This is a genomic window from Commensalibacter communis (assembly GCF_947179015.1).
GTDB classification, from domain to species: Bacteria; Pseudomonadota; Alphaproteobacteria; order Acetobacterales; family Acetobacteraceae; genus Commensalibacter; species Commensalibacter communis.
The window spans coordinates 189081-210665 of the sequence record NZ_CAMXCM010000001.1 but is presented as its reverse complement, the minus strand read 5'-3'; the positions used below and the strand labels follow the sequence as shown (position 1 = coordinate 210665).

Sequence of the window (21585 nt, the reverse complement as noted above, 5' to 3'; positions counted from 1 at the left end):
TACGATCTAATGAATCCCTCGCGTCTATTTATTCTGCGTCCTGTAGCAACAACCTTGCTCATGCTTGCTATTCTAATTTGCGGAATATTAGGCTATCGCTTCTTACCGCTCTCTGCTTTACCTCAAGTTGACTATCCAACCATTACCGTCAGTACTTTTTATCCTGGTGCCAGCTCAGAAGTCATGATGACCTCTGTCACAGCACCTTTGGAAACACAATTGGGTAAAATTCCTGGACTGGATGAAATGACATCTCAATCCTCGGGTGGAGCATCGGTCATTACCTTACGATTTAGCCTGACCATGTCTATGGACGTTGCGGCTCAAGAAGTACAAGAAGGAATCAACCAAGCCAATTCTTTGCTACCAAGTGATCTGCCAACCCCACCGATTTATGCAAAAGTAAACCCTGCCGATACCCCTATTTTTACGTTGGGCATTACGTCTTCTACTCTCCCTCTGACAGAAGTAGAAGATTACGTCAATAGCAGACTAGCAGCAAAAATCAGTCAAATCTCAGGTGTAGGATTAGTCACCTTATCAGGGGGACAACGCAAAGCCATTCGCGTTCAGATGAATATTCCAAAATTGACTTCTTACGGAATTGATTTAGACAGTGTTCGTACAACCATCGGCAATGTGAACGTTAACTCACCAACAGGAAATTTCGATGGACCACAACGTTCTATTACTTTGCAAGTCAATGGGCAAATACAAAGTCCCGAACAACTTTTAAACCAAATTATTGCTTATAATAATGGGGGGCCTGTTCGATTACGCGATGTTGCCACCGTCGTCCAAGGGCCAGAGAACACACAATTACAAGCATGGGCAAATAAAACACCAGCTCTTATTTTAAATGTTCAACGCCAGCCCAGTGCAAATGTGATTGACGTTGTTGATAATATCAAAAGAATTCTTCCCCAAATAGAAAGCACCCTACCCTCTGGGATTACTTTAACGCCTTTGACCGATCGTACGATTACTATTCGTGCATCAGTTCATGATGTTAAATTAGAGCTTTTCCTTGCAATTCTGCTCGTTATCGGCGTAATCTTTATATTCTTAAAAAATATTTCCGCAACTATTATTCCCAGCCTGTCTGTTCCCTTATCCATCGTTGGCTCCGCTGCCATTATGTATTTGCTTGGATTTTCTTTAGATAATTTATCCTTGATGGCATTAACGATTGCGACGGGGTTCGTCGTTGATGATGCGATTGTGATGATTGAAAATATCAGCCGTTACATTGAAATGGGTGAAGATCGCATGACCGCAGCCCTCAAAGGCTCAGCAGAAATTGGCTTTACCATTATTTCATTAACCATTTCATTAATCGCTGTTTTAATTCCTTTGCTTTTTATGGGTGATGTGATTGGGCGATTATTCTATGAATTTGCTGTCACTTTATCCGTGACCATTATTATCTCAGCAATTGTTTCGTTGACATTGGTTCCGATGCTATGCGCACGCATGTTGCAAGAACAAAAAGAGTCACCAAAAGAGCATTTTTTTGATCGACTTATTCATGGAATTATTAAGCTCTATGACAAAGGGTTGCAATTCGTTTTTAGACATCAACCTGCCACTTTCTTTATGACGATTTTTACCCTAGTCCTAACGATCGTGCTTGCTTATTATATACCAAAAGGCTTTTTTCCAACGCAAGATAATGGCATCTTGCAAGGCATGTCTGTGATGTCGCAAACATCTTCTTTACAAGTTGTTTCTAAAAAACAACAAGAACTTGCAGATGTCATTTTAAAAGACCCTGACGTCGTCAGCCTATCTTCATTTATTGGGATTGATGGTCAAAATATGACGGTTAATCAAGGCCGGTTTTTAATTAACCTGAAAGAACGCAGTCAACGTTCAGCCACAGCACAAGAAATCGCTAAAAGAATAAGCCTTGCCGCCCATAAAGTCATTGGAACCCAGCTTTACTTACAAGCCGTACAAGATCTTTCACTAGAAACGTCATTTAGTGCGACACAATATCAATTCTTGTTAGAAAATCCAGATTATGACCAATTCCAAATCTGGGTGCCACGATTAATAGAACAATTAAAGCAAAACCCAATTCTGACCGATGTAACCTCTGATCTACAAGCTGAAGGGCCTGTTGCCAACATTATCTTAGATCGCACAACTGGAGCCAGATACTCTATTACCCCTCAAACCATTGATAATGTTCTGTATGATTCTTTTGGACAACGTCAAGTTTCAACAATCTATACACAATCCAATCAATATAGAATTATTCTTGAATCCGAACCGAAATTCCAAAAACAAATTAAATCACTAAGCCAACTTTATCTTCCTGGCATCAGTGGCAGCACTTCATCAACCAGTGGCCCAACGCGTAATCCAACCGCTGGTTTAGTGCCATTACTGGGAGTTACAACCGTTAAATACTCAACAGCACCTTTACTAATCACACACTACAAGCAATTCCCTGCCACAACAATTTCTTTTAACGTTGCCAAAGGTGCCTCTTTGGGAGATGCGACCCAGGCCATTACACAAGCTGAAAAAGAGCTCAACCTGCCTAAAAGTTTCATGATTAATTTCCAAGGGGTCGCTTCTGCCTTTGAAAAAAGCCTCAGTAACGAGCTATTCTTAATTATTGCCGCTGTTGTCGCTGTCTATATTGTGTTGGGGATTTTATATGAAAGTTTTATTCATCCCGTCACTATTTTATCAACCCTGCCCTCTGCTGCAATCGGAGCATTATTCGCACTGTGGATTGATGGCAGTAACCTAGATATTATGGGGATTATTGGTATTGTTCTCTTAATTGGCATTGTAAAAAAGAACGCCATTATGATGATTGATTTTGCCCTAGAAGCAGAAAGAGTTGAAAAGAAACCACCTTTAGAAGCTATTCATCAAGCCGCTCTCCTTCGGTTCCGTCCGATTTTGATGACCACATTAGCCGCAATGTTTGCTGCTATTCCTATGATGTTGGGAACAGGTACAGGATCAGAATTACGCCACCCACTGGGGATTTGTATCTTTTGGGGGTTGGTTGCCAGCCAACTATTGACGTTATTTACTATCCCTGTTGTCTATTTATATATGGCCAGATTCAGCACATGGTTGCGTAACCTCACGATGGCAAAGAAAGCTGGGCAATGAATATCTCCAAGCTTTTTATTAAACGCCCGATTGGAACTATTCTCTTAACAATCGCTTTGATTCTAAGCGGTATTTTAGGATATAGACTACTACCCATTGCAGATTTACCAAATGTTGATATGCCTGTGATTATGATAAGGGCACAACAAGCTGGAGGAACACCAGAGGAAATTGCCACCTCTGTTGCAGCCCCTCTTGAAAAAAGATTAGGACAAATCCCTGGCACGAATGAAATGACATCTCAGTCCACTCAAGGGCAGGTCAGAATCATTATGCAGTTTGACTTATCCCGCGATGTCAACAGTGCTGCCCGTGACGTGCAAGCGGCGCTACAAGCTGCACGAGCTGATTTGCCGACATCGATGCGCTCTAATCCCTCTTATTTTAAGATGAATCCTGCTGCTGCACCGATTATGATCATTGCTATCACATCGAAAACGAAAACACTGGCACAATTATACGATTATACAACCAATGTTTTACAACAACAAATATCAGCGATCGAAGGGGTTGGACAAGTTGAAATTGGAGGCAGCTCTCTCCCCGCTGTTCGTATTGATTTAAATCCGTTTCCTCTCTTTAAATATGGCATTGGTTTTGAAGATGTCAGAGCTGCTCTTGCCTCCACCAATGCCCACACCCCCAAAGGATTCATCGATGAAGGCGATAAGCGGTATGAAATAGCGACAAACGATCAAGCACCAAAGGCAGAAGATTATAAAAGCATCGTCATTGCATATCGAAATAATGCCCCTGTCATGCTTAAAAACGTCGCTGATATCAAAGATAGTGTCGAAGATATTCATAATGCAGGATTTTATAATAATGATCCTTCAATTATTGCCGTCGTCTTCCCCCAAGCAGGTGCGAATATCATTGAAACTACCGATGCAATTAACGCAACATTACCACAGTTGCAAGCAGCTTTACCCTCTGATACCAGCATTGAAGTTGCGATTGATCGTTCGGTAACCATTCGTGCATCCCTTGCAGATACACAAATGACCCTTGTTCTATCGGTTGTTTTGGTGGTGGTGGTTGTCTTATTCTTTTTGCAAGATTTACGGTCTCTGCTTATCCCAGCAATTGTTGTACCAACATCAATTATTGCAACATTCGGGATGATGCATTTATTAGGTTATTCTTTAAATAATTTCTCTCTCATGGCACTCACTATCTCAACAGGGTTTGTCGTGGATGATGCCATTGTCGTGCTTGAAAACATTAATCGTCATATTGAGAAAGGTCTTTCGCCAATCAGAGCGGCTTTATATGGTGCTAAAGAAGTCTCGTTTACCATTATTTCAATCACAGTTTCACTGATTGCTGTTTTCGTCCCTATTCTTTTTATGGGTGGTATCGTCGGCAAGTTGTTTCATGAATTTGCAATGACGCTAGCGATTGCGTTACTTGCTTCGATGTTCTTGTCGTTGACATTAACGCCAATGATGTGTGCCTATATGCTCACCAGACCTGCTCCCAAAGACCCAACAAGAAAACTGACATTCAAAGAGAAACTCTGTCAAAACTGCGAAAAATTTATAAATGCTCTTGGTGATTTTTATCAAGACACCTTAAAAGTCGCATTACAGCATCCTATCTTGGTTGTGCTTTCTCTCCCAGCTACCATCATCTTAATGATGTTCTTGTTTATCACCATGCCAAAAGGTTTCTTTCCAGAGCAAGATACAGGAATCTTAATTTGTCATTTGCAAGGAGACCAATCAATCTCTTTTCAAAATATGAGAAAAAAGATTATTGAGGTTCAAAATATCATTGTTCGAGACAAAGATGTTCAATCCATTTCTGCCTTTACAGGTGGTAGAGCAGTTAACCAAGGGAATGTCTTTATCCAACTTACGGATAAAGACAAACGAACTGGCACTGTCCAAGAAACGGTTGCTCGCCTCTCTAAGAAATTAAATAATTTAGTTGGTGCTAAATTTTACATTACCATCCCAGGATTAATTCATGCTGGTGGGCGCTCTAGTAATGCAGAATACCAATACACATTACAAAGTGACTCTTCGAAAGATTTATATGATTGGATGCCAAAACTGGTTAGCGCATTACAAAAACATTCAGATATTGTCAAAGATGTTTCCTCGGACGTGCAGCAAGGTGGCGAAGCCATTGATGTCGATATTCTCAGAGATACAGCACCACGTTTTCAAATTACACCTCAATTAATATCCAACACACTTTATGATGCTTTTGGTCAAAGAGCTGCTTCAGTCATCTATAATCCTTTGAACCAATATCGTGTTATAATGGAAGTTGATCCTAAATTTGCAGAAAATTCAACTGTGTTAGCCCGTACGTGGGTCAGCGTTTCTGGTGGTACTGCTGGCGGTGGCGCGACGTCGAACACAATACGTGTTTCAGCAAATACTAATCTAAGCGAAGAAGCTAAAATTAACCAACAAAATTTCAAGAACCAAATCGCAAACCAATTAGCGGGGGGAAATGGCGCTTCTAATGGTTCTGCTGTTTCGACCTCTAGCCAGACGATGGTTCCTTTGTCTATTGTCAGCCACAAAAAACCTGCATTAACCTCCTTGAGCGTCAACCATGAAGGGTTATTTGTATCAGCAACACTTTCATTTAACCTTGCTAAAGGAAAGTCGCTGAGCGACGCCATTCAACTCATTAAATCAGAGACTGTTAATATTCATCTTCCCAAAAATATCTCTGGCAGTTTTTCAGGGAATGCCGCACAATATCAACAAAATAGCAGCAGTGGTCTTGTTCTGATATTTGCTGCAATTTTTGCTGTTTATGTGACACTAGGAATCTTGTACGAAAGTTATATTCACCCTATCACGATTTTATCAACCCTCCCTTCTGCAGGGGTTGGGGCATTATTAGCTTTGGATCTTTTTGGGCAAGAATTCACGATTATCGCATTAATTGGCATTATCCTATTAATCGGTATTGTTAAAAAAAATGCGATTTTGTTGGTTGATTTTGCAATTAATGCAGAAAAAATGGATAATATGGCTGCAAAAGACGCCATCATACTGGCTTGTAAATTACGCTTTCGTCCAATCATGATGACCACTATCGCCGCAGCTTTTGGCAGCGTTCCTTTAATCATTGCCAGCGGATATGCCAATGAGCTTCGTCGTCCTCTTGGGATTGCCATTGTAGGCGGATTGGTCATGAGCCAAGCATTAACTTTATATACAACGCCCGTAATTTATCTTTATATGGATAGATTGCGTAAATGGCGTCCTTTCAAACGTTTCTTCTTTAAAAACAAAGGGCAACAAGGTGCATAACTTGTCTTTTTCAAAATTCAACAAAAACAGCCTGTTTAAAAGTGTCTCTCTCATTTGCATATTGACCTTAAGCAGCTGTATGGCAGGCCCTAATTATCATCGCCCTTCTGCTATCGTTTCACCACAATTCAAAGAGTTAAAACCTGTTTCTGGTTGGGTAAATGCAAACCCAGATCTTGCTTCTGCGGCTAAAGGTGAATGGTGGACCATCTATAATGATCCCTTGTTAAACCAACTAGAAGAACAAATTGATATCTCTAACCAAAATTTGAAACAAGCAGAAGCATCCTATCGATATGCACGCGCATTAATTGACCAAACCAGAGCGGGCTTCTTCCCAACAGTAACCATGGGCCCCAGTTTTAATCGTCAAGGCAATGGTGGCGGCGCCACTGGCATCGGCAGTGGGGGTAATATCAGCTATGCCAAAGGGCAAACCAAAAATACCTATGCTCTGCAAACTGCTGCTAGTTGGGATTTAGATCTTTGGGGGAAAATCAGACGCAATACTGAAAGCCAAGTTGCCTCTGCTCAAGCCAGTGCCGCAGACTTAGCCAATGCCCGACTTTCTTATCAAAGCCAACTTGCACAAACTTATTTTAATCTGCGATACCAAGATTCTCTGATAGATTTACTTCAAAAGAACGTCGATTTTTACGAAGCCTCGTTACGTGTGACACAGAACCAACATTATGCGGGAACCATCGAACCAACGGCTTTTTTACAAGCAAAAACGCAATTACAACAAACAAAAGCTCAACTGACACAAGCTGGGATTACAAGAGCGCAGTATGAACATGCCATTGCGATTTTAATCGGGAAACCACCTGCAGAAGTCAATATTCCACGAGGAAAATTAAGCTTCACAGTTCCTGCTATTCCCGTTGCCGTTCCTTCAACACTACTGCAACGCAGGCCTGACATCGCCTCTGCGGAAAGAAAAATGCAAGAACAAAATGCGCAAATCGGTGCTGCGATTGCTGCATTTTATCCTGATGTAACCCTGACCGCCAGCCTGAGTTATAGTGGAGATCCAGTAGGCAGTTTAGTGCAAGTAGCTAATCGTATTTGGTCTTTGGGAGCATCTGCTTCTGAAACGCTCTTTGATGGTGGTTCCAGAACATCAATGGTAAAACAAGCCGAAGCACAATATGATATGGCTGTTGCTACCTATCGCCAAACGGTTTTAGAAGCCATACAAGGTGTCGAGGATCAGCTTTCTAACCTTCGCATCCTAGACGAACAATATACTCAACAACAACAAGCTGTTGAATTAGCAAACCAAACTGTCCAAATCGCACTTAATCAATATAAAGTTGGAACAGAAGACTATACAACCGTGGTAACACAACAAATTACATCCCTTAATAACCAACAAACCGCTTTAGGGATACAACAACAACGTATGGTTGATAGTGTTCTGTTAATTCAAAATCTAGGAGGTGGATGGAATGACAAACGTCTGCCAAGCCGTTCTTCGTTAACCTCTAACTTACCTTTTGTTCCACCTTTTATCCAAAAAAATCCGAATTGACGCATAAAGTGATAGGCTGTCTTTTTTATTAATTGTTAGGAAAGCCTATCGTCATAGCATCTAAACCACGACAAGATTTCTTTTACTTCTGAAATATGAAATTAAAGCCAGTAAAAAAGCTGCAATCGATAAAACTCCACCAGCAAAATTAGGAGATGCATAACCAAATTGATGTGCGATCGCTAATCCCCCTATCCATGCACCCAAAGCATTCCCAAGATTGAACATTCCAATATTAAAAGAAGAAATCAAATTTGCTGCCCCTGCTTGACGCGCTTTGGTCATTACCAAATGCTGTATCGGTGAAACGGTTGCAAAGCCAAATGCCGCGACACAGAAAACACTAATCAGTAAAACCCATTGATTGCCAGCCATAAAATATAAAATAAACAATGTGAGTGCTTGCAATAACAAGCTTGATAATAAAACGGGCATCAAAGATTTACTGGCCAGTTTTCCACCTAATATATTTCCTATGCACAGCCCTAGCCCGAATATAAATAGCACCCAAGGCACAACAGTATCATGAAAACCAGCAACTTTGGTCACCACGGGTGCAATATAGGTAATGGAAGTAAAGAAAGCAGCGGGACCCAATACCGTAATTGCCAACGCTATTAATACGTCTATATCTTTGAAAACTGCAAATTCACGTCCTAAATGAAATTCGGGTTCATCTTCTCTTTTGATTTGCGCAGGAACCAGTTTAGCAACCCCAATAAAGGCAATAATACCAATGACTGTAATCATATAGAAAACAAAATGCCACGATATTTTATACCCTAAATAAGTGACTAAGGGCGTGCCCAGCAAAGTCGAAAGGGTTAATCCACTGAACATAAATGAAATAGCAGCAGTCTCTCTCCCCTTACAAAGTTCAACAGCGATCAATGACCCAATACCTATAAAAGCACCATGAGCCAAGGAAGTAATAAATCTGCCAACTAAAAGAACCGCAAAATATGGAGACCAAGCGGTGATTAGATTGCCTAAGATAAACAACCCCACAAGAATCATTAACATTTTTTTCTGAGGAATTTTTGCACCTAGAATTACAATAATAGGCGTAAAAATAAACACACCTAACGCATAAATCGTTGCAGCATATCCAGCAATATCGATTGAAATTTCGAATTCGTGTGAAATAAAAGGCAATAATCCTGATATCGAGAATTCTGTAATTCCAATACCAAAAGTCATTATCGCCAAAGCCCATATTGCTAACGGCATAGATATCCTCATATTATTTTATAATTCGTTTGTAAATAGTTGCGAACACCAATAGATAAGTCAACAATATGCTTATCAACAAAAAAAGAGGTGGATAAACCACCTCTTTTCTCAATAGAAAATAAACTGCACAAATGCTAATTATGCAGCGAAATCATCTACATCTTCTACTTCAGGTTTTGGACCACTGTCTAAACCTTTTGCGTTGACATCACGTTCAACAAGTTCAATTACAGCCATGTCAGCTGCATCGCCATAACGAACACCTGCTTTTAACACACGGCTATATCCGCCTTGACGAGCTTTGTAACGTTCTGCAAGTGTAGAAAACAATTTAGAAACAATGGTTTCATCACGAAGTAAAGCGAATGCTTGTCTACGTGCGTGCAAATCACCACGTTTACCAAGAGTAATTAATTTTTCAACAACTGGGCGTAATTCTTTTGCTTTTGGCAAAGTAGTTGTAATTTGTTCGTGCTTGATTAAAGCAACAGCCATGTTACGGAACATCGCTTTACGATGAGAAGTTGTAACACCAAGCTTACGGCCAGACATACCGTGACGCATAATTTATTCTATCCTTTTTTATTCAAAATGCTAAAACAGCTCATCCAGCCGTTTTGCTAACTCTTCGATATTTTCAGGTGGCCATGCAGGCACATTCATTCCAAGGGATAAGCCCATTGTTGAAAGTACTTCTTTAATTTCATTCAATGACTTACGACCAAAGTTAGGCGTGCGCAACATTTCCTGTTCAGTTCTCTGTACCAAATCACCAATATACACGATATTGTCGTTTTTCAAGCAATTTGCACTACGAACTGATAACTCAAGCTCATCCACTTTACGCAATAAATTACGATTGAATGGAAGATCTTCTTGAGGCTCTTCGGCTTGAACAGGTTTTGGTTCATCAAAATTAATAAAGAGCTGTAACTGATCCTGCAAAATACGTGCAGCCAGAGCCACAGCATTTTCAGGGGTTACAGAACCATCTGTTTCCAAAGTTAATAACAATTTGTCAAAGTCAGTTACCTGACCCACACGTGTTGGTTCAACTTTGTATGAAACACGACGAACAGGAGAATAAATTGCATCAATAGGAATCATTCCAATTGGCGCATCTTCTTGACGATTTGCTGCTGCTGGAACATAACCTTTACCCATAGAAACGGTAAATTCCATTCCAAGCTTAACACCATCATCAAGTGTACAAATCACCAAATCAGGATTCATAATTTCAATATCATGATCTGTTTGAATTTGTCCTGCTGTCACTTGTCCAGGACCAACCGCAGATAAAATCATACGTTTTGGCCCTTCACTATGCATACGAATAGCAAGTTGCTTTACGTTCAACACAATATCAGTAACATCTTCACGTACCCCATTTACAGAGGAAAATTCATGAAGAACACCATCAATACGGAGCGCTGTCACAGCTGCCCCTTGAAGGGAAGAAAGAAGTATTCGCCGAAGCGCATTACCGAGCGTCATGCCGAAGCCACGTTCAAGCGGCTCCGCCACCACGGTCGCCACATTAGATGACGCCGAGCCCGGTTCGACTTCCAGCTTCTCTGGTTTTATAAGAGACTGCCAGTTTTTTTGGAGGACCAAGGTGGTGGCCTTTCAATTCAGAATTTTGCCATAGAGGCGACAAAATCCTAACCAAAAGATTAGGATTAATCTTCTGTTATTTTTCTAAATGATTTTAGAGAAATAACAAAGGAGCGGATTAAACGCGACGTCGTTTACGTGGACGACATCCATTATGTGGCACAGGAGTCATATCCCGAATAGAAGTAACGGTAAAACCAACTGCCTGTAATGCACGTAATGCACTTTCACGACCTGATCCTGGACCAGAAACTTCGATCTCAAGTGTTTCCATACCATGTTCACGTGCTTTTTTACCAGCATCTTCTGCAGCCATTTGTGCTGCATAAGGTGTTGATTTACGAGAACCTTTAAATCCTTGTGCACCTGCTGAAGACCAAGAAATAGCATTCCCTTGAACATCAGAGATTGTAATCATTGTATTATTAAACGTAGACAAAACATGTGCTACGCCAGAAATAATGTTTTTGCGTTCTTTTTTTCTAAGACGCGGAGCGGCGGGTTTCGCCATGACTTTTTTTATCCTGTTGTTTAGTTACAAAAATAAAAACCAACCTAGGAACTAGCGTGTTGCTTTTTTCTTACCAGCAATAGCAACAGCCTTACCTTTACGCGTACGCGCATTGGTATGGGTTCTTTGCCCTCTTACAGGTAGACCACGACGGTGACGTAAGCCACGGTAGCATCCTAAATCCATTAAACGTTTAATATTCATGGCGACTTCACGACGAAGATCACCCTCAACTTGATATTCACTATCAATTAACTCACGAATCTTCAGAATTTCATCGTCTGAAAGTTCGTTCACTCTGCGTGCTTCAGGAATTGAAAGTTTATTACAAATTTCCTGTGCTTTTGTAGGCCCAATGCCATAAATATAACGCAGACCAATTGCTACCCGTTTATTTGTCGGGATGTTTACGCCGGCAATACGCGCCACGCCTGTTACTCCTCAATTAACCTAAAAAATTCAGGCTTATTTCTTGAACAATCGGCTACTCAACAAAAACACAACTACTTTTCATAAAGTAATGTTTATAAAATAGCCAACAACCTAAAATACCTTTAAAGGCAGCAATATAACCTTCCTGCCTTTAGAGTCAATACCGCAACACAAAAAATTTATTTTGTATAAAGAATTCTAGTTGCTTAATTTAATTTTTTTTAAGACTTGGTCAATGTCTTTTGTGACATCTCCCACGCTTTTCATCCCATTTATTGCATATAAACAGTTTTTTTTCTCGTAGTATGGTAATAATGGCGCAGTTTGCTTACGATATGTTTCTAATCTCGCCAAAACAGTTTCTTTGTTATCATCAGCTCTTGATACAAATTCCGTCGAGCCGCAACTATCACATACACCTTCCACTTTAGGATGCTTAAATTGCTTATGGTAACTGGCACCACAGCTTGCACAGCTAAAACGACCAGAAATACGCTCAGCTAGGATTTCTTCGTCAACTTCCAAGGAAAGCACCGCATTTAATCTCGTTCCCTGAGAAGAAAACATTTTGTCCAATGCTTCGGCCTGCCCCAAACTGCGAGGAAAACCATCAAGGATGAAACCATTTTTACAATCGTCTGCTTGGATTCTTTTCTGAATCATAGAAACGATTAAATCGTCTGGAACTAACTCTCCATTATCCATAATTTTCTTAGCAAGCTTACCAACATCAGATTCTGCCTTAACTTCAGCACGTAACATATCACCTGTTGAAATCTGAGCTATGTTATACTCTTGAGCAAGATGCTGGGATTGTGTTCCCTTACCCGCCCCAGGAGGGCCTAAAAAAACTAATTTCATCGCTTTTTCCCCTTACCACCACGAGATTTACGTAATAAACCTTGATATTGATGCGCAACCAGATGTGACTGTACTTGTGTTACTGTATCGATGGTTACAGACACAATAATAATTAAACTCGTTCCACCAAAATAGAATGGAACATTATAGTGATTAATCAAAAACTGTGGCAATAAACAAACTGCAACGAGATATAGAGCACCAATCGTCGTCAATCGTGTTAAGATCGTATCAAAATAAGCGGCCGTATTTGCACCTGGACGAATCCCAGGAATAAAACCACCCTGTTTACGCAAATTATCGGCCGTTTCTTTGGGATTAAAACTGACCGCAGCATAGAAAAAAGAAAAGAAAATAATCATGGCTGCATAGAATAACATATATAAAATACGACCATTGCTAAATTCTTGACCTATAAATGCTAACCAGCCAGGTGTAGAATCACTGGATAAAAATCCTGCAATTGTCACTGGGATTAACAGAACTGATGACGCAAATATAGGTGGAATAACTCCTGCAGTATTGACTTTAAGAGGCATATGAGTGGAATCTCCACCATACATACGTTGACCAACCTGCCGTTTAGGATACTGGATAACTACACGTCTTTGTGCTTGTTCCATAAAAACAATAAAAGCAATCGTAACCGCTGCTAATACCAAAAAGATAACAACAAATATAGGTGATAACGCGCCTGTATACCCTAAGTTAAACAAACTGGCCAAAGCGGTTGGAAGATTCGCAACAATACCAGCAAAGATAATTAACGAAATGCCGTTCCCTACCCCTCTAGCGGTAATTTGTTCACCTAACCACATCAAAAACATCGTTCCACCAACTAGCGTAATAACACAAGTGGCAGTGAAAAAGAATCCAGGATGAAGCACGGCATTCCCAGCTGGTGTACTCATACTGGCAAGACCAACGGCAATCCCATAAGCTTGGAACAGCGCAATGAAAACGGTTAAATATCTTGTGTATTGATTAAGCTTCTTACGTCCTTGCTCACCCTCTTTTTTTAATGCTTCCAAAGAGGGCATAGCCGAAGACATCAACTGAATAATGATCGATGCACTAATATAAGGCATAATGTTTAGGGCAAAAATCGTCATACGACCCAGCGCACCACCACTAAACATATCAAACATACCTAAAATACCGCCTTGATGCTTGGCAAGTAATTGAGCCATAATCGCAGCATCAACACCAGGAACAGGTATATATGTACCTAAACGGTAAATAATCAAAGCACCAAGGGTAAACCATATGCGTTTTTTTAATTCAGTGGCTTTAGAAAAGGCACTGAGATTAATATTAGATGCTAATTGCTCGGCCATAGAGGCCATAATCTTATCCTTTCAGAAAAAACAGCGTCACCGCAAATAGTTACGGGACGCTGTATTTTTAAGCCTTAAGATTTATCGTGTAATATAAACTGATAAAATTCTATTATTAACAAAATATATTACAGTTTCACTTTAGGCATCTGCAGATACATCCCTAGAAGGAACCAATAGCTTAACAGAGCCACCAGCTTTTTTCACTGCTTCAAGTGCTGCAATAGACGCACCAGACACTTCAAGATTTACAACTTTATTCAATTCACCTTTGCCAAGCAAACGAACACCAGCATATTTCTTTCCTTTAAATAAGCCCGCATTACGCAATGCTTCTTCATTAATCACAGAAGAAGCATTCAATTTGCCCTCGTCAATTGCAAGAGATAAAGTATCAAGGTTTACTTCCGCATAAAGTTTGCGGAAGATATTCTTAAATCCTCTTTTAGGTAAGCGACGATAAAGCGGAAGTTGTCCACCCTCAAAGCCATTAATTGCAACACCAGATCTGGCGTGTTGCCCTTTATGACCTTTACCTGAAGTCTTACCTTTGCCTGAGCCAATACCACGGCCTAGACGTTTTTTTGTATATCTAGAGCCTAAATTGTCACGAAGTTCATTTAAGTTCATTAAATTATCCCTCCACCTTTATAAGGTGGCGAACCTTATTGATCATCCCTTGCACAGCTGGTGTATTTTCCAACTCGCGCGTGGCACCAATGCGATTCAACCCTAAACCAACTAATGTTTGTTTTTGATATTTCTGACGACCGATTGCAGAAGCGATTTGAGTCACTTTAACTTTATCAGCTTTCGTATCAACCATTTACAACCTCCGCATTTTGAGCATTAGCTGGAGCTTCACGACGTCCCAAAATTTCAGAAACTTTTTTACCACGTCTTGCTGCAACGACCCGAGGGCTTGCGCAACGACGTAATGCATCAAAAGTTGCTTTAACCATGTTATGAGGATTACGTGAACCTGTTGACTTCGCAACAACGTCATTAATCCCAAGACTTTCGAAAACAGCGCGCATAGGACCACCAGCAATAATACCAGTTCCTGCTTCTGCTGATCTTAAAATCACTTTACCAGCTCCAAAACAGCCTTGAACATCGTGATGCAATGTTCTGCCTTCTTTCATTGGAACACGGATCATTGATTTTTTTGCTTGTTCAGTAGCTTTACGGATTGCTTCAGGGACTTCTCTGGCTTTACCAGATCCAAACCCAACACGACCACGCTGATCGCCAACAACAACCAATGCTGCAAACGCAAAACGGCGACCGCCCTTTACAACTTTTGCAACACGATTGATCGTTACAAGCTTATCAACCAAATCATCATTTTCACGTTCACGTCCTGCGCGACCGCCTTCTTTAACTTCACGTGCCATTCGCGACCTCCCTTAGAACGCAAGTCCGCCCTCACGGGCAGCCTCAGCTAGCGCTTTTACACGCCCATGATAAATATAGGAGCCACGATCAAACACGACCTGTTCCAACCCAGCTGCTTTTGCACGTTCAGCAATTAACTTGCCGACTGTACGAGCAGCATCAATATCAGCTCCAGTTTTCAATTGTCCTTTTACCGCAGCTTCTAAACTAGAAGCTACAGCTAAGGTTTTACCAGCTACATCATCAATAACCTGAGCATAAATATTTTTGCTAGAACGGAATACTGAAAGACGAGGACGTCCATTTCCTTTCTGACGAAGCTGATAACGCAACCGTCTACGCCGGCGCGTTTGTAATTCACGTTGCGTACCCATTATTTCTTCTTGCCTTCTTTGCGACGTATGACTTCATTATCATAACGAACACCTTTACCTTTATAAGGCTCAGGTTTTCTAAAATTACGAATGTCCAAAGCAACTTGACCAACACGTTGCTTATCATTGCCTTCAACTGTTACAGCCGTTGGACGTGGTGTTGTAATTTTAATATCAGCAGGAATTGGATAAACAATGTCATGTGAATAACCAAGATTCATAACCAAATTTGAACCTTGCACAGACGCACGGAAACCTGTTCCCGTAATTTCCAAAGTTTTTGAATACCCTTCAGAAACACCATGAACCATATTTGCAACCAATGCTCTTGTTGTTCCCCACATAGCTCTCGCAATAATTGCTTTGTTTTTTGGGCTAACAATAACTTGATTATCTTCAATTTTAGTTTCAACGTGTTCAGACACAGGAATAGAGAGTTCCCCTCTTTTTCCTTTAACTGTCATGTTACCGTTTGTTAAAGTAACTTGTACCCCTTGTGGAATCTGTACGGGGTTTTTGCCTACGCGTGACATTTAATTCCCCTTAGAATACACGACAAAGAACTTCGCCACCAACATTAGCAGCGCGCGCTTCAACATCAGACAAAACACCACAAGGTGTTGAAAGGATGGATACGCCAAGCCCCGCATAAACGCGTGGAAGTTCTTTAATCTTTGAGTATACACGACGACCAGGTTTAGAAACTCTTTGAATTTCTTTAATAACGGGTTCGCCATCAGAATATTTCAGTTCAATGCGAAGCTGGTTAATACCTTTACGCAATTCTTCTTTTTTATAACCGCGAATATAACCTTCACGTTTTAAAGCTTCTAAAACATTGACTCTTAAGTTAGAAGCAGGAGCTACACAAAATGTATGACGAGCAGATTGCGCATTACGAATACGGGTGAGCATATCACCTAATGGATCAGATAATGACATCTACAGCCCCTTACCAACTTGACTTAACCATACCGGGGATCTGCCCAGTAGACGCTAATTCACGCAATGCGATACGGCAAAGCTCAAATTTACGATAATTACCACGAGAACGTCCTGTTAATTTACAACGCAAACGGACTCTGACACGAGAACCATTACGAGGTAATTGTGCCAATTTTAAAGAAGCATCAAAACGATCTTCAACAGGCAACGCTCTATCCATAACAATATTTTTTAATGCAATGCGCTTTTCTTTATCACGTGCAGACATACTAGCACGCTTCGCATTGCGATAGATGGCGGAAGTTTTTGCCATGTTTTATTTTACCCTCCGGAACTTGTCGAAAAATTCGACCGTTTTCCAAAAATAAATAGATTTGCAAGGCAATTTACATTGCCTTGCAGCGAAAAGAAACTAAACTTACCCAACGAAAGGTAAAGAAAACGCCTTTAATAAAGCTTTAGCTTCTTCATTTGTTTTAGCTGAAGTAACAAAAATGATATCCATACCACGCACATCGTCTACTTTATCGTAAACGATTTCGGGGAATACGATTTGTTCCTTCAAACCCATTGCAAAGTTACCATTGCCATCAAAACCTTTATTCGCAGGTAATCCTCTAAAATCACGAACCCTAGGTAAAGCGATCGTCACTAAACGGTCTAAAAACTCATACATACGGCGGCTACGTAACGTAACCTTACAACCAATTGGCAGACCAGCACGAATTTTAAAACCAGCAATGGCTTTCTTACTTAACGTTTTAACTGCTTTTTGACCAGCAATCAAGGTCATTTCTTCTGTTGCGTTATCTAATTTCTTTTGATCGCCAACAGCTTCGCCAACACCCATGTTCAAAACGATTTTTTCAAGACGGGGAATTTGCATTTCATTTTTGTACGAAAACTGTTCACGTAGATTCTTACGCAGCTCGTTTTTATAGAGTGTATAAAGTCGGGCTTCAGATGCAGTTTGAATATTTTCTGACATTCCTCTCTCTCCTAACTTTCAATCACTTCGCCAGTAGCTTTGGCGATACGAACTTTACGACCATCTTCAAGAACCCTAAAACCAACGCGTGTTGGTTTGCCAGATTTTGGATCAACAAGTTTCAAATTAGACAAATGAACAGGTTTTTCACGTTCAATGATTCCACCTTGTTCACCCATACGGCTAGGTTTTTTATGGTGTTTTGCAACAGCAACACCACGAACAACAGCTTTATCTTCTGTTGGGTTAACAGAAAGAACTTCACCTTTAACCCCTTTATAAGGGCCGGTGATCACAATAACTTGATCACCTTTTTTTATACGTGCAGCCATTATAGAACCTCCGGAGCTAAGGAGATAATTTTCATAAACTTACGAGCACGTAATTCTCTGACCACTGGCCCAAAAATACGCGTTCCAATAGGTTCACTTTGTTTATTAATCAACACAGCTGCATTCTTATCAAAACGAATAGATGTGCCATCAGCACGACGTACAGGATAACTTGTACGAACGATAACAGCTTGATGAACTTCACCTTTCTTTACCTTGCCACGAGGAATAGCCTCTTTGACAGATACGACAATCACGTCGCCGACCGAAGCGGTCTTCCGCTTTGAACCGCCCAGCACCTTAATGCACTGCACCTCTCTTGCGCCTGAATTATCAGCCACGGTAAGGTTGGTCTCGGGATGGATCATGTCTTAGCCCCCCTTAAACTTTAACGCTGGATACTGATGTTGCTGCCTCAAGAGGAGCCCCATTACGAGTAGTCACAGCCCATGATTTTCTTTTAGATATTGGAGGAGATTCGATGATACGAACCATATCCCCAATTTTACATTCATTTAATTCATCATGCGCCGCATATTTTTTAGAACGACGAATGAATTTTTTATAAAGCGGATGCATAACACGACGAACAACCAGTACTGTCACTGTTTTGTCCATTTTGTCGCTTGTCACCCGACCAGTCAGAACGCGCCTTGGCATTGCCCACGAACTCCTTAGGACTTGCTGGTGGATGCAGCTGCACCCACGGCGTTTTTGTTTAATTCACCCATGATGGTTTTGATACGCGCAATATCACGACGAATCACACCAACACGGCTGACACCTTCATTTTGACCTGTCGCACGTTGGAAACGCAAGTTGAATTGTTCACGTCGAAGATCAACTAACAACGTTTTTAATTCATCAATAGTTTTGGCGCGCAGATCAGCTGGCTTATAAGCCTTTGCCATTCTTAAGCCTCCCCTATGCGGGTTATGAATTTTGTTTTAATCGGCAACTTAGCAGCGCCAAGCGTCAATGCTTCTTTAGCAATCTCAGGCGAAACACCTTCGATTTCAAACAAAATACGACCAGGTTTAACACGAGCAACCCAAAATTCAGGAGATCCTTTACCAGATCCCATACGAACTTCAGCAGGTTTGCTTGACACAGGAAGGTCAGGGAATACACGAATCCATACGCGTCCCATACGCTTCATAGCACGAGTAATCGCACGACGTGAAGCTTCAATTTGACGTGCAGTAATACGTTCGGGTTGCAGAGCTTTTAGACCATAAGTACCAAAATTCAACTCTGTCCCACCCTTCGCATTACCATGGATACGACCTTTATGAGCTTTGCGGAATTTAGTCCGCCGCGGAGATAGCATTATTTAATATCCTCATGCGTTGTAATAGTCTCTTATAACTATTAAACTCCAAAAAATCAATTACCGTTGTGGAACTTGATCAGCTGCACGGCGATCTTGTGCTAATGGATCATGAGCCATAATTTCGCCCTTAAAGATCCAAACTTTCACACCACACTTACCATAAGTAGTTTGTGCTGCTGCAACACCGTAATCAATATCTGCTCTTAATGTATGCAAAGGCACACGTCCTTCACGATACCATTCGACACGAGCAATTTCAGCACCACCCAAACGACCACTACAATTAATACGAATACCTTGTGCACCTAGACGCATAGCTGACTGAACAGCACGTTTCATAGCACGACGAAAAGCAACACGTCTTTCTAATTGTTGTGCAATGTTTTCTGCAACAAGTGTCGCATCAATCTCAGGCTTACGAATTTCAACAATATTTAATGCAACATCTGCATTAGCCATTGCTGCTAATTCTTTACGCAAACCATCGATATCTTGACCTTTTTTGCCAATAACAATACCAGGTCGTGCTGCATAAATGGTCACACGAGGTTTTTTAGCAGGACGTTCAATCACAACACGTGAAACGCCAGCACCAGCAAGTTTTTTTCGCAAAAAATCGCGAAGTTTGAAATCTTCGAATAGCAATCTGGTATAATCTTGATCTGCATACCAACGACTATCCCAAGTACGGTTAATACCTAGACGCAAACCAATTGGATTAACTTTTTGACCCATTATTATGCTGCCTTTCCTTCATCGTTGTCTTCACGTTCTGCAACCACGATCTTTATATGGCTAAAGAATTTTTCGATTTGTGCTGAACGTCCACGACCTCTTGCATGAAAACGACGCATAACCATGGCTTTACCAACTTCAGCTCTAGACACAACCAAACGGTCAACATCAAGCTGATGATTATTCTCAGCGTTCGCAATTGCGCTTTCAAGTATTGTTTTTACCTGCTGAGCAATTCTACGCTTTGAAAAAGTTAACTTCGCTAACGCTTGAGACACAGGTTCGTTACGAATCAAACCTGCAACTAAATTCAATTTACGTGGACTAGTTCTGATGTTACGACCAACTGCTTGAGCTTCGTTTTCAGAAAGTGCACGTGGATGCTTTGGTTTACTCATAACTAGCTCCGCTTTGCTTTCTTATCTGCAGCATGCCCATTGTAAGTACGTGTAGGAGAAAATTCACCGAATTTATGACCTACCATATTTTCACTTACTTGCACTGGCAGAAATTTGTGACCATTATAAACACCGAAAACCAAACCAACGAATTGTGGTAAAATGGTTGAACGGCGTGACCAAATTTTAATCACATCATTACGACCAGAAGCACGAGCTGCCTCAGCTTTTTTTAATAAATACCCGTCTACAAACGGGCCTTTCCAGACGGATCTTGCCATCTTTTATTCGCCCCTTTATTTACCTGTCTTACGACGACGGATGATCAAGCTATCCGTACGTTTATTGACTCTAGTTTTATAGCCTTTTGTTGGTTTACCCCAAGGAGTAACTGGATGACGACCACCTGAAGTACGACCTTCACCACCACCATGTGGATGGTCAACAGGGTTCATCACAACACCACGGTTATGAGGACGACGTCCTTTCCAACGGGTACGACCAGCTTTACCAAAATGTTGGTTCATATTATCTGGATTTGATACTGCACCAACAGTTGCCATACATTCACCACGAACTAAACGCAATTCATTCGATTGCAATTTAATTTGTGCATAACCAGCGTCTTTACCAACCAATTGCGCATATGTACCAGCAGAACGAACCAGTTTACCACCAGCACCTTCTTTAAGTTCAATATTATGAACAATTGTTCCGACAGGAATAGCCGCCAATGGCATTGCGTTTCCTGGTTTTACGTCTACACGTCGACCAGCAACAACAATATCACCAACTTTTAAACGTTGTGGAGCTAAAATATAAGACAACTCACCGTCTTCATACTTAATCAAAGCGATGAAGGCTGTGCGGTTTGGATCATATTCCAAACGTTCAACGGTTGCAGGCATATCAAACTTACGACGTTTGAAATCAACGTAACGATAAGATTGTTTATGACCACCACCAATAAAACGAGAGGTAATACGACCATTGTTGTTACGACCACCAGTTTTATTCTTACCTTCAGTAAGCGTTTTAACTGGCTTTCCTTTCCAAAGCTCCTTACGATCAATTAAAATCGTTCCACGAAGACTTGGAGTAACTGGATTAAAATGCTTTAATGCCATTAATTCCTACCTTG

27 protein-coding genes are annotated in these 21585 nt (G+C 40.9%); 3 read left to right on the top strand and 24 right to left on the bottom strand.

Translation table 11 applies throughout. From position 1 onward, the window contains the following. Positions 1 to 9: 9 nt before the first annotated feature. Genes PQG54_RS01050 through PQG54_RS01040 form a run of 3 tightly spaced genes read left to right on the top strand, consistent with a single transcriptional unit; the run spans position 10 to position 7953 of the window. Positions 10 to 3138, top strand: coding sequence for an efflux RND transporter permease subunit (locus tag PQG54_RS01050; protein ID WP_271789321.1), 3129 nt, complete (start codon positions 10 to 12; stop codon positions 3136 to 3138). After that, positions 3135 to 6419, top strand: a complete 3285-nt coding sequence (locus PQG54_RS01045) for an efflux RND transporter permease subunit (protein WP_271789322.1) — start codon at positions 3135 to 3137, stop codon at positions 6417 to 6419. The genes PQG54_RS01050 and PQG54_RS01045 overlap by 4 nt, the downstream gene beginning before the upstream one ends. A gap of 1 nt (position 6420) precedes the next feature. Then, positions 6421 to 7953 (top strand): efflux transporter outer membrane subunit, encoded by a 1533-nt coding sequence (locus tag PQG54_RS01040; protein WP_370866884.1) that lies wholly within the window; start codon positions 6421 to 6423, stop codon positions 7951 to 7953. 60 nt (positions 7954 to 8013) lie between these two features. On the opposite strand, the gene PQG54_RS01035 is transcribed toward PQG54_RS01040, so the two are convergent. The 24 genes from PQG54_RS01035 to rplB form a co-directional block, all read right to left on the bottom strand. Continuing rightward, a complete protein-coding gene (locus PQG54_RS01035) occupies positions 8014 to 9183 on the bottom strand; it encodes an MFS transporter (RefSeq protein WP_271789324.1) in 1170 nt (389 codons plus the stop codon). Positions 9184 to 9324: 141 nt separating this feature from the next. Further along, positions 9325 to 9750, bottom strand: a complete 426-nt coding sequence (rplQ, locus tag PQG54_RS01030) for a 50S ribosomal protein L17 (RefSeq protein ID WP_271789325.1) — start codon at positions 9748 to 9750, stop codon at positions 9325 to 9327. A gap of 30 nt (positions 9751 to 9780) precedes the next feature. After that, complete coding sequence (locus PQG54_RS01025) at positions 9781 to 10800, bottom strand: DNA-directed RNA polymerase subunit alpha (RefSeq protein WP_271789326.1); 1020 nt, start codon at positions 10798 to 10800, stop codon at positions 9781 to 9783. A gap of 118 nt (positions 10801 to 10918) precedes the next feature. Continuing rightward, on the bottom strand, positions 10919 to 11311 hold the full coding sequence (gene rpsK / locus PQG54_RS01020; protein WP_008853178.1) for a 30S ribosomal protein S11: 393 nt from the start codon (positions 11309 to 11311) through the stop codon (positions 10919 to 10921). A gap of 51 nt (positions 11312 to 11362) precedes the next feature. After that, on the bottom strand, positions 11363 to 11740 hold the full coding sequence (gene rpsM, locus PQG54_RS01015) for a 30S ribosomal protein S13 (RefSeq protein ID WP_008853177.1): 378 nt from the start codon (positions 11738 to 11740) through the stop codon (positions 11363 to 11365). Positions 11741 to 11941: 201 nt separating this feature from the next. Then, a complete protein-coding gene (locus tag PQG54_RS01010) occupies positions 11942 to 12604 on the bottom strand; it encodes an adenylate kinase (RefSeq protein WP_271789327.1) in 663 nt (220 codons plus the stop codon). After that, positions 12601 to 13950 (bottom strand): preprotein translocase subunit SecY, encoded by a 1350-nt coding sequence (gene secY / locus PQG54_RS01005; RefSeq protein WP_271789328.1) that lies wholly within the window; start codon positions 13948 to 13950, stop codon positions 12601 to 12603. The genes PQG54_RS01010 and secY overlap by 4 nt, the downstream gene beginning before the upstream one ends. 132 nt (positions 13951 to 14082) lie before the next feature. Continuing rightward, positions 14083 to 14571 (bottom strand): 50S ribosomal protein L15, encoded by a 489-nt coding sequence (rplO, locus tag PQG54_RS01000; RefSeq protein ID WP_271789329.1) that lies wholly within the window; start codon positions 14569 to 14571, stop codon positions 14083 to 14085. Between the two features lie 4 nt (positions 14572 to 14575). After that, positions 14576 to 14767 carry a 50S ribosomal protein L30 gene (gene rpmD / locus PQG54_RS00995; RefSeq protein WP_271789330.1) on the bottom strand — a complete coding sequence of 64 codons (192 nt, stop codon included), beginning with the start codon at positions 14765 to 14767 and terminating at the stop codon, positions 14576 to 14578. Beyond that, positions 14760 to 15338 carry a 30S ribosomal protein S5 gene (gene rpsE, locus PQG54_RS00990; RefSeq protein ID WP_271789331.1) on the bottom strand — a complete coding sequence of 193 codons (579 nt, stop codon included), beginning with the start codon at positions 15336 to 15338 and terminating at the stop codon, positions 14760 to 14762. Before rpsE ends, rpmD begins: the two co-directional genes overlap by 8 nt. 12 nt (positions 15339 to 15350) lie before the next feature. After that, positions 15351 to 15713 (bottom strand): 50S ribosomal protein L18, encoded by a 363-nt coding sequence (gene rplR, locus PQG54_RS00985; protein WP_271789332.1) that lies wholly within the window; start codon positions 15711 to 15713, stop codon positions 15351 to 15353. Further along, positions 15713 to 16246 (bottom strand): 50S ribosomal protein L6, encoded by a 534-nt coding sequence (rplF, locus tag PQG54_RS00980; RefSeq protein ID WP_271789333.1) that lies wholly within the window; start codon positions 16244 to 16246, stop codon positions 15713 to 15715. Before rplF ends, rplR begins: the two co-directional genes overlap by 1 nt. Positions 16247 to 16256: 10 nt before the next feature. Further along, positions 16257 to 16655: a 30S ribosomal protein S8 gene (gene rpsH / locus PQG54_RS00975; protein ID WP_271789334.1), complete on the bottom strand. Its 399-nt coding sequence runs from the start codon at positions 16653 to 16655 to the stop codon at positions 16257 to 16259. A gap of 10 nt (positions 16656 to 16665) precedes the next feature. After that, positions 16666 to 16971, bottom strand: a complete 306-nt coding sequence (gene rpsN / locus PQG54_RS00970; protein ID WP_271789335.1) for a 30S ribosomal protein S14 — start codon at positions 16969 to 16971, stop codon at positions 16666 to 16668. Between the two features lie 105 nt (positions 16972 to 17076). Beyond that, positions 17077 to 17646: a 50S ribosomal protein L5 gene (rplE, locus tag PQG54_RS00965; RefSeq protein WP_271789336.1), complete on the bottom strand. Its 570-nt coding sequence runs from the start codon at positions 17644 to 17646 to the stop codon at positions 17077 to 17079. Positions 17647 to 17657: 11 nt separating this feature from the next. Then, entirely contained in the window at positions 17658 to 17978 is a 321-nt protein-coding gene (gene rplX, locus PQG54_RS00960) for a 50S ribosomal protein L24 (RefSeq protein WP_271789337.1), read from the bottom strand. Then, a complete protein-coding gene (gene rplN / locus PQG54_RS00955) occupies positions 17978 to 18346 on the bottom strand; it encodes a 50S ribosomal protein L14 (RefSeq protein WP_034335786.1) in 369 nt (122 codons plus the stop codon). The genes rplX and rplN overlap by 1 nt, the downstream gene beginning before the upstream one ends. Before the next feature lie 13 nt (positions 18347 to 18359). Continuing rightward, entirely contained in the window at positions 18360 to 18638 is a 279-nt protein-coding gene (gene rpsQ / locus PQG54_RS00950) for a 30S ribosomal protein S17 (RefSeq protein ID WP_271789338.1), read from the bottom strand. A 14-nt stretch (positions 18639 to 18652) separates the two neighbouring features. After that, positions 18653 to 18889 (bottom strand): 50S ribosomal protein L29, encoded by a 237-nt coding sequence (rpmC, locus tag PQG54_RS00945; protein WP_271789339.1) that lies wholly within the window; start codon positions 18887 to 18889, stop codon positions 18653 to 18655. 2 nt (positions 18890 to 18891) lie between these two features. Then, on the bottom strand, positions 18892 to 19308 hold the full coding sequence (rplP, locus tag PQG54_RS00940) for a 50S ribosomal protein L16 (protein ID WP_008853162.1): 417 nt from the start codon (positions 19306 to 19308) through the stop codon (positions 18892 to 18894). Between the two features lie 60 nt (positions 19309 to 19368). After that, complete coding sequence (gene rpsC / locus PQG54_RS00935) at positions 19369 to 20046, bottom strand: 30S ribosomal protein S3 (protein WP_271789340.1); 678 nt, start codon at positions 20044 to 20046, stop codon at positions 19369 to 19371. Between the two features lie 2 nt (positions 20047 to 20048). Then, on the bottom strand, positions 20049 to 20444 hold the full coding sequence (gene rplV / locus PQG54_RS00930) for a 50S ribosomal protein L22 (RefSeq protein WP_271789341.1): 396 nt from the start codon (positions 20442 to 20444) through the stop codon (positions 20049 to 20051). 2 nt (positions 20445 to 20446) lie between these two features. Further along, entirely contained in the window at positions 20447 to 20725 is a 279-nt protein-coding gene (gene rpsS / locus PQG54_RS00925) for a 30S ribosomal protein S19 (RefSeq protein ID WP_271789342.1), read from the bottom strand. Between the two features lie 15 nt (positions 20726 to 20740). Then, entirely contained in the window at positions 20741 to 21571 is an 831-nt protein-coding gene (gene rplB, locus PQG54_RS00920; RefSeq protein WP_271789343.1) for a 50S ribosomal protein L2, read from the bottom strand. Positions 21572 to 21585 lie beyond the last annotated feature (14 nt).

Excerpts from the sequence above, each read along its gene's own strand:
- rplP (WP_008853162.1), bottom strand. The coding sequence starts at position 19,308 with ATGCTATCTCCGCGGCGGACTAAATTCCGCAAAGCTCATAAAGGTCGT.
- rplR (WP_271789332.1), bottom strand. The coding sequence starts at position 15,713 with ATGGGTACGCAACGTGAATTACAAACGCGCCGGCGTAGACGGTTGCGT.
- rplX (WP_271789337.1), bottom strand. The coding sequence starts at position 17,978 with ATGGCTGCACGTATAAAAAAAGGTGATCAAGTTATTGTGATCACCGGC.
- rplF (WP_271789333.1), bottom strand. The coding sequence starts at position 16,246 with ATGTCACGCGTAGGCAAAAACCCCGTACAGATTCCACAAGGGGTACAA.
- rplV (WP_271789341.1), bottom strand. The coding sequence starts at position 20,444 with ATGAGTAAACCAAAGCATCCACGTGCACTTTCTGAAAACGAAGCTCAA.
- rpmC (WP_271789339.1), bottom strand. The coding sequence starts at position 18,889 with ATGGCAAAGGCTTATAAGCCAGCTGATCTGCGCGCCAAAACTATTGAT.
- rpmD (WP_271789330.1), bottom strand. The coding sequence starts at position 14,767 with ATGGTTGATACGAAAGCTGATAAAGTTAAAGTGACTCAAATCGCTTCT.
- rplO (WP_271789329.1), bottom strand. The coding sequence starts at position 14,571 with ATGAACTTAAATGAACTTCGTGACAATTTAGGCTCTAGATATACAAAA.
- PQG54_RS01010 (WP_271789327.1), bottom strand. The coding sequence starts at position 12,604 with ATGAAATTAGTTTTTTTAGGCCCTCCTGGGGCGGGTAAGGGAACACAA.
- PQG54_RS01050 (WP_271789321.1), top strand. The coding sequence starts at position 10 with ATGAATCCCTCGCGTCTATTTATTCTGCGTCCTGTAGCAACAACCTTG.
- PQG54_RS01045 (WP_271789322.1), top strand. The coding sequence starts at position 3,135 with ATGAATATCTCCAAGCTTTTTATTAAACGCCCGATTGGAACTATTCTC.
- rplE (WP_271789336.1), bottom strand. The coding sequence starts at position 17,646 with ATGTCAGAAAATATTCAAACTGCATCTGAAGCCCGACTTTATACACTC.
- PQG54_RS01035 (WP_271789324.1), bottom strand. The coding sequence starts at position 9,183 with ATGCCGTTAGCAATATGGGCTTTGGCGATAATGACTTTTGGTATTGGA.
- rplN (WP_034335786.1), bottom strand. The coding sequence starts at position 18,346 with ATGATCCATCCCGAGACCAACCTTACCGTGGCTGATAATTCAGGCGCA.
- rpsN (WP_271789335.1), bottom strand. The coding sequence starts at position 16,971 with ATGGCAAAAACTTCCGCCATCTATCGCAATGCGAAGCGTGCTAGTATG.
- rplQ (WP_271789325.1), bottom strand. The coding sequence starts at position 9,750 with ATGCGTCACGGTATGTCTGGCCGTAAGCTTGGTGTTACAACTTCTCAT.
- secY (WP_271789328.1), bottom strand. The coding sequence starts at position 13,950 with ATGGCCTCTATGGCCGAGCAATTAGCATCTAATATTAATCTCAGTGCC.
- rpsK (WP_008853178.1), bottom strand. The coding sequence starts at position 11,311 with ATGGCGAAACCCGCCGCTCCGCGTCTTAGAAAAAAAGAACGCAAAAAC.
- rpsE (WP_271789331.1), bottom strand. The coding sequence starts at position 15,338 with ATGGCACGTGAAGTTAAAGAAGGCGGTCGCGCAGGACGTGAACGTGAA.
- rplB (WP_271789343.1), bottom strand. The coding sequence starts at position 21,571 with ATGGCATTAAAGCATTTTAATCCAGTTACTCCAAGTCTTCGTGGAACG.
- rpsH (WP_271789334.1), bottom strand. The coding sequence starts at position 16,655 with ATGTCATTATCTGATCCATTAGGTGATATGCTCACCCGTATTCGTAAT.
- rpsC (WP_271789340.1), bottom strand. The coding sequence starts at position 20,046 with ATGGGTCAAAAAGTTAATCCAATTGGTTTGCGTCTAGGTATTAACCGT.
- rpsS (WP_271789342.1), bottom strand. The coding sequence starts at position 20,725 with ATGGCAAGATCCGTCTGGAAAGGCCCGTTTGTAGACGGGTATTTATTA.
- rpsQ (WP_271789338.1), bottom strand. The coding sequence starts at position 18,638 with ATGCCAAGGCGCGTTCTGACTGGTCGGGTGACAAGCGACAAAATGGAC.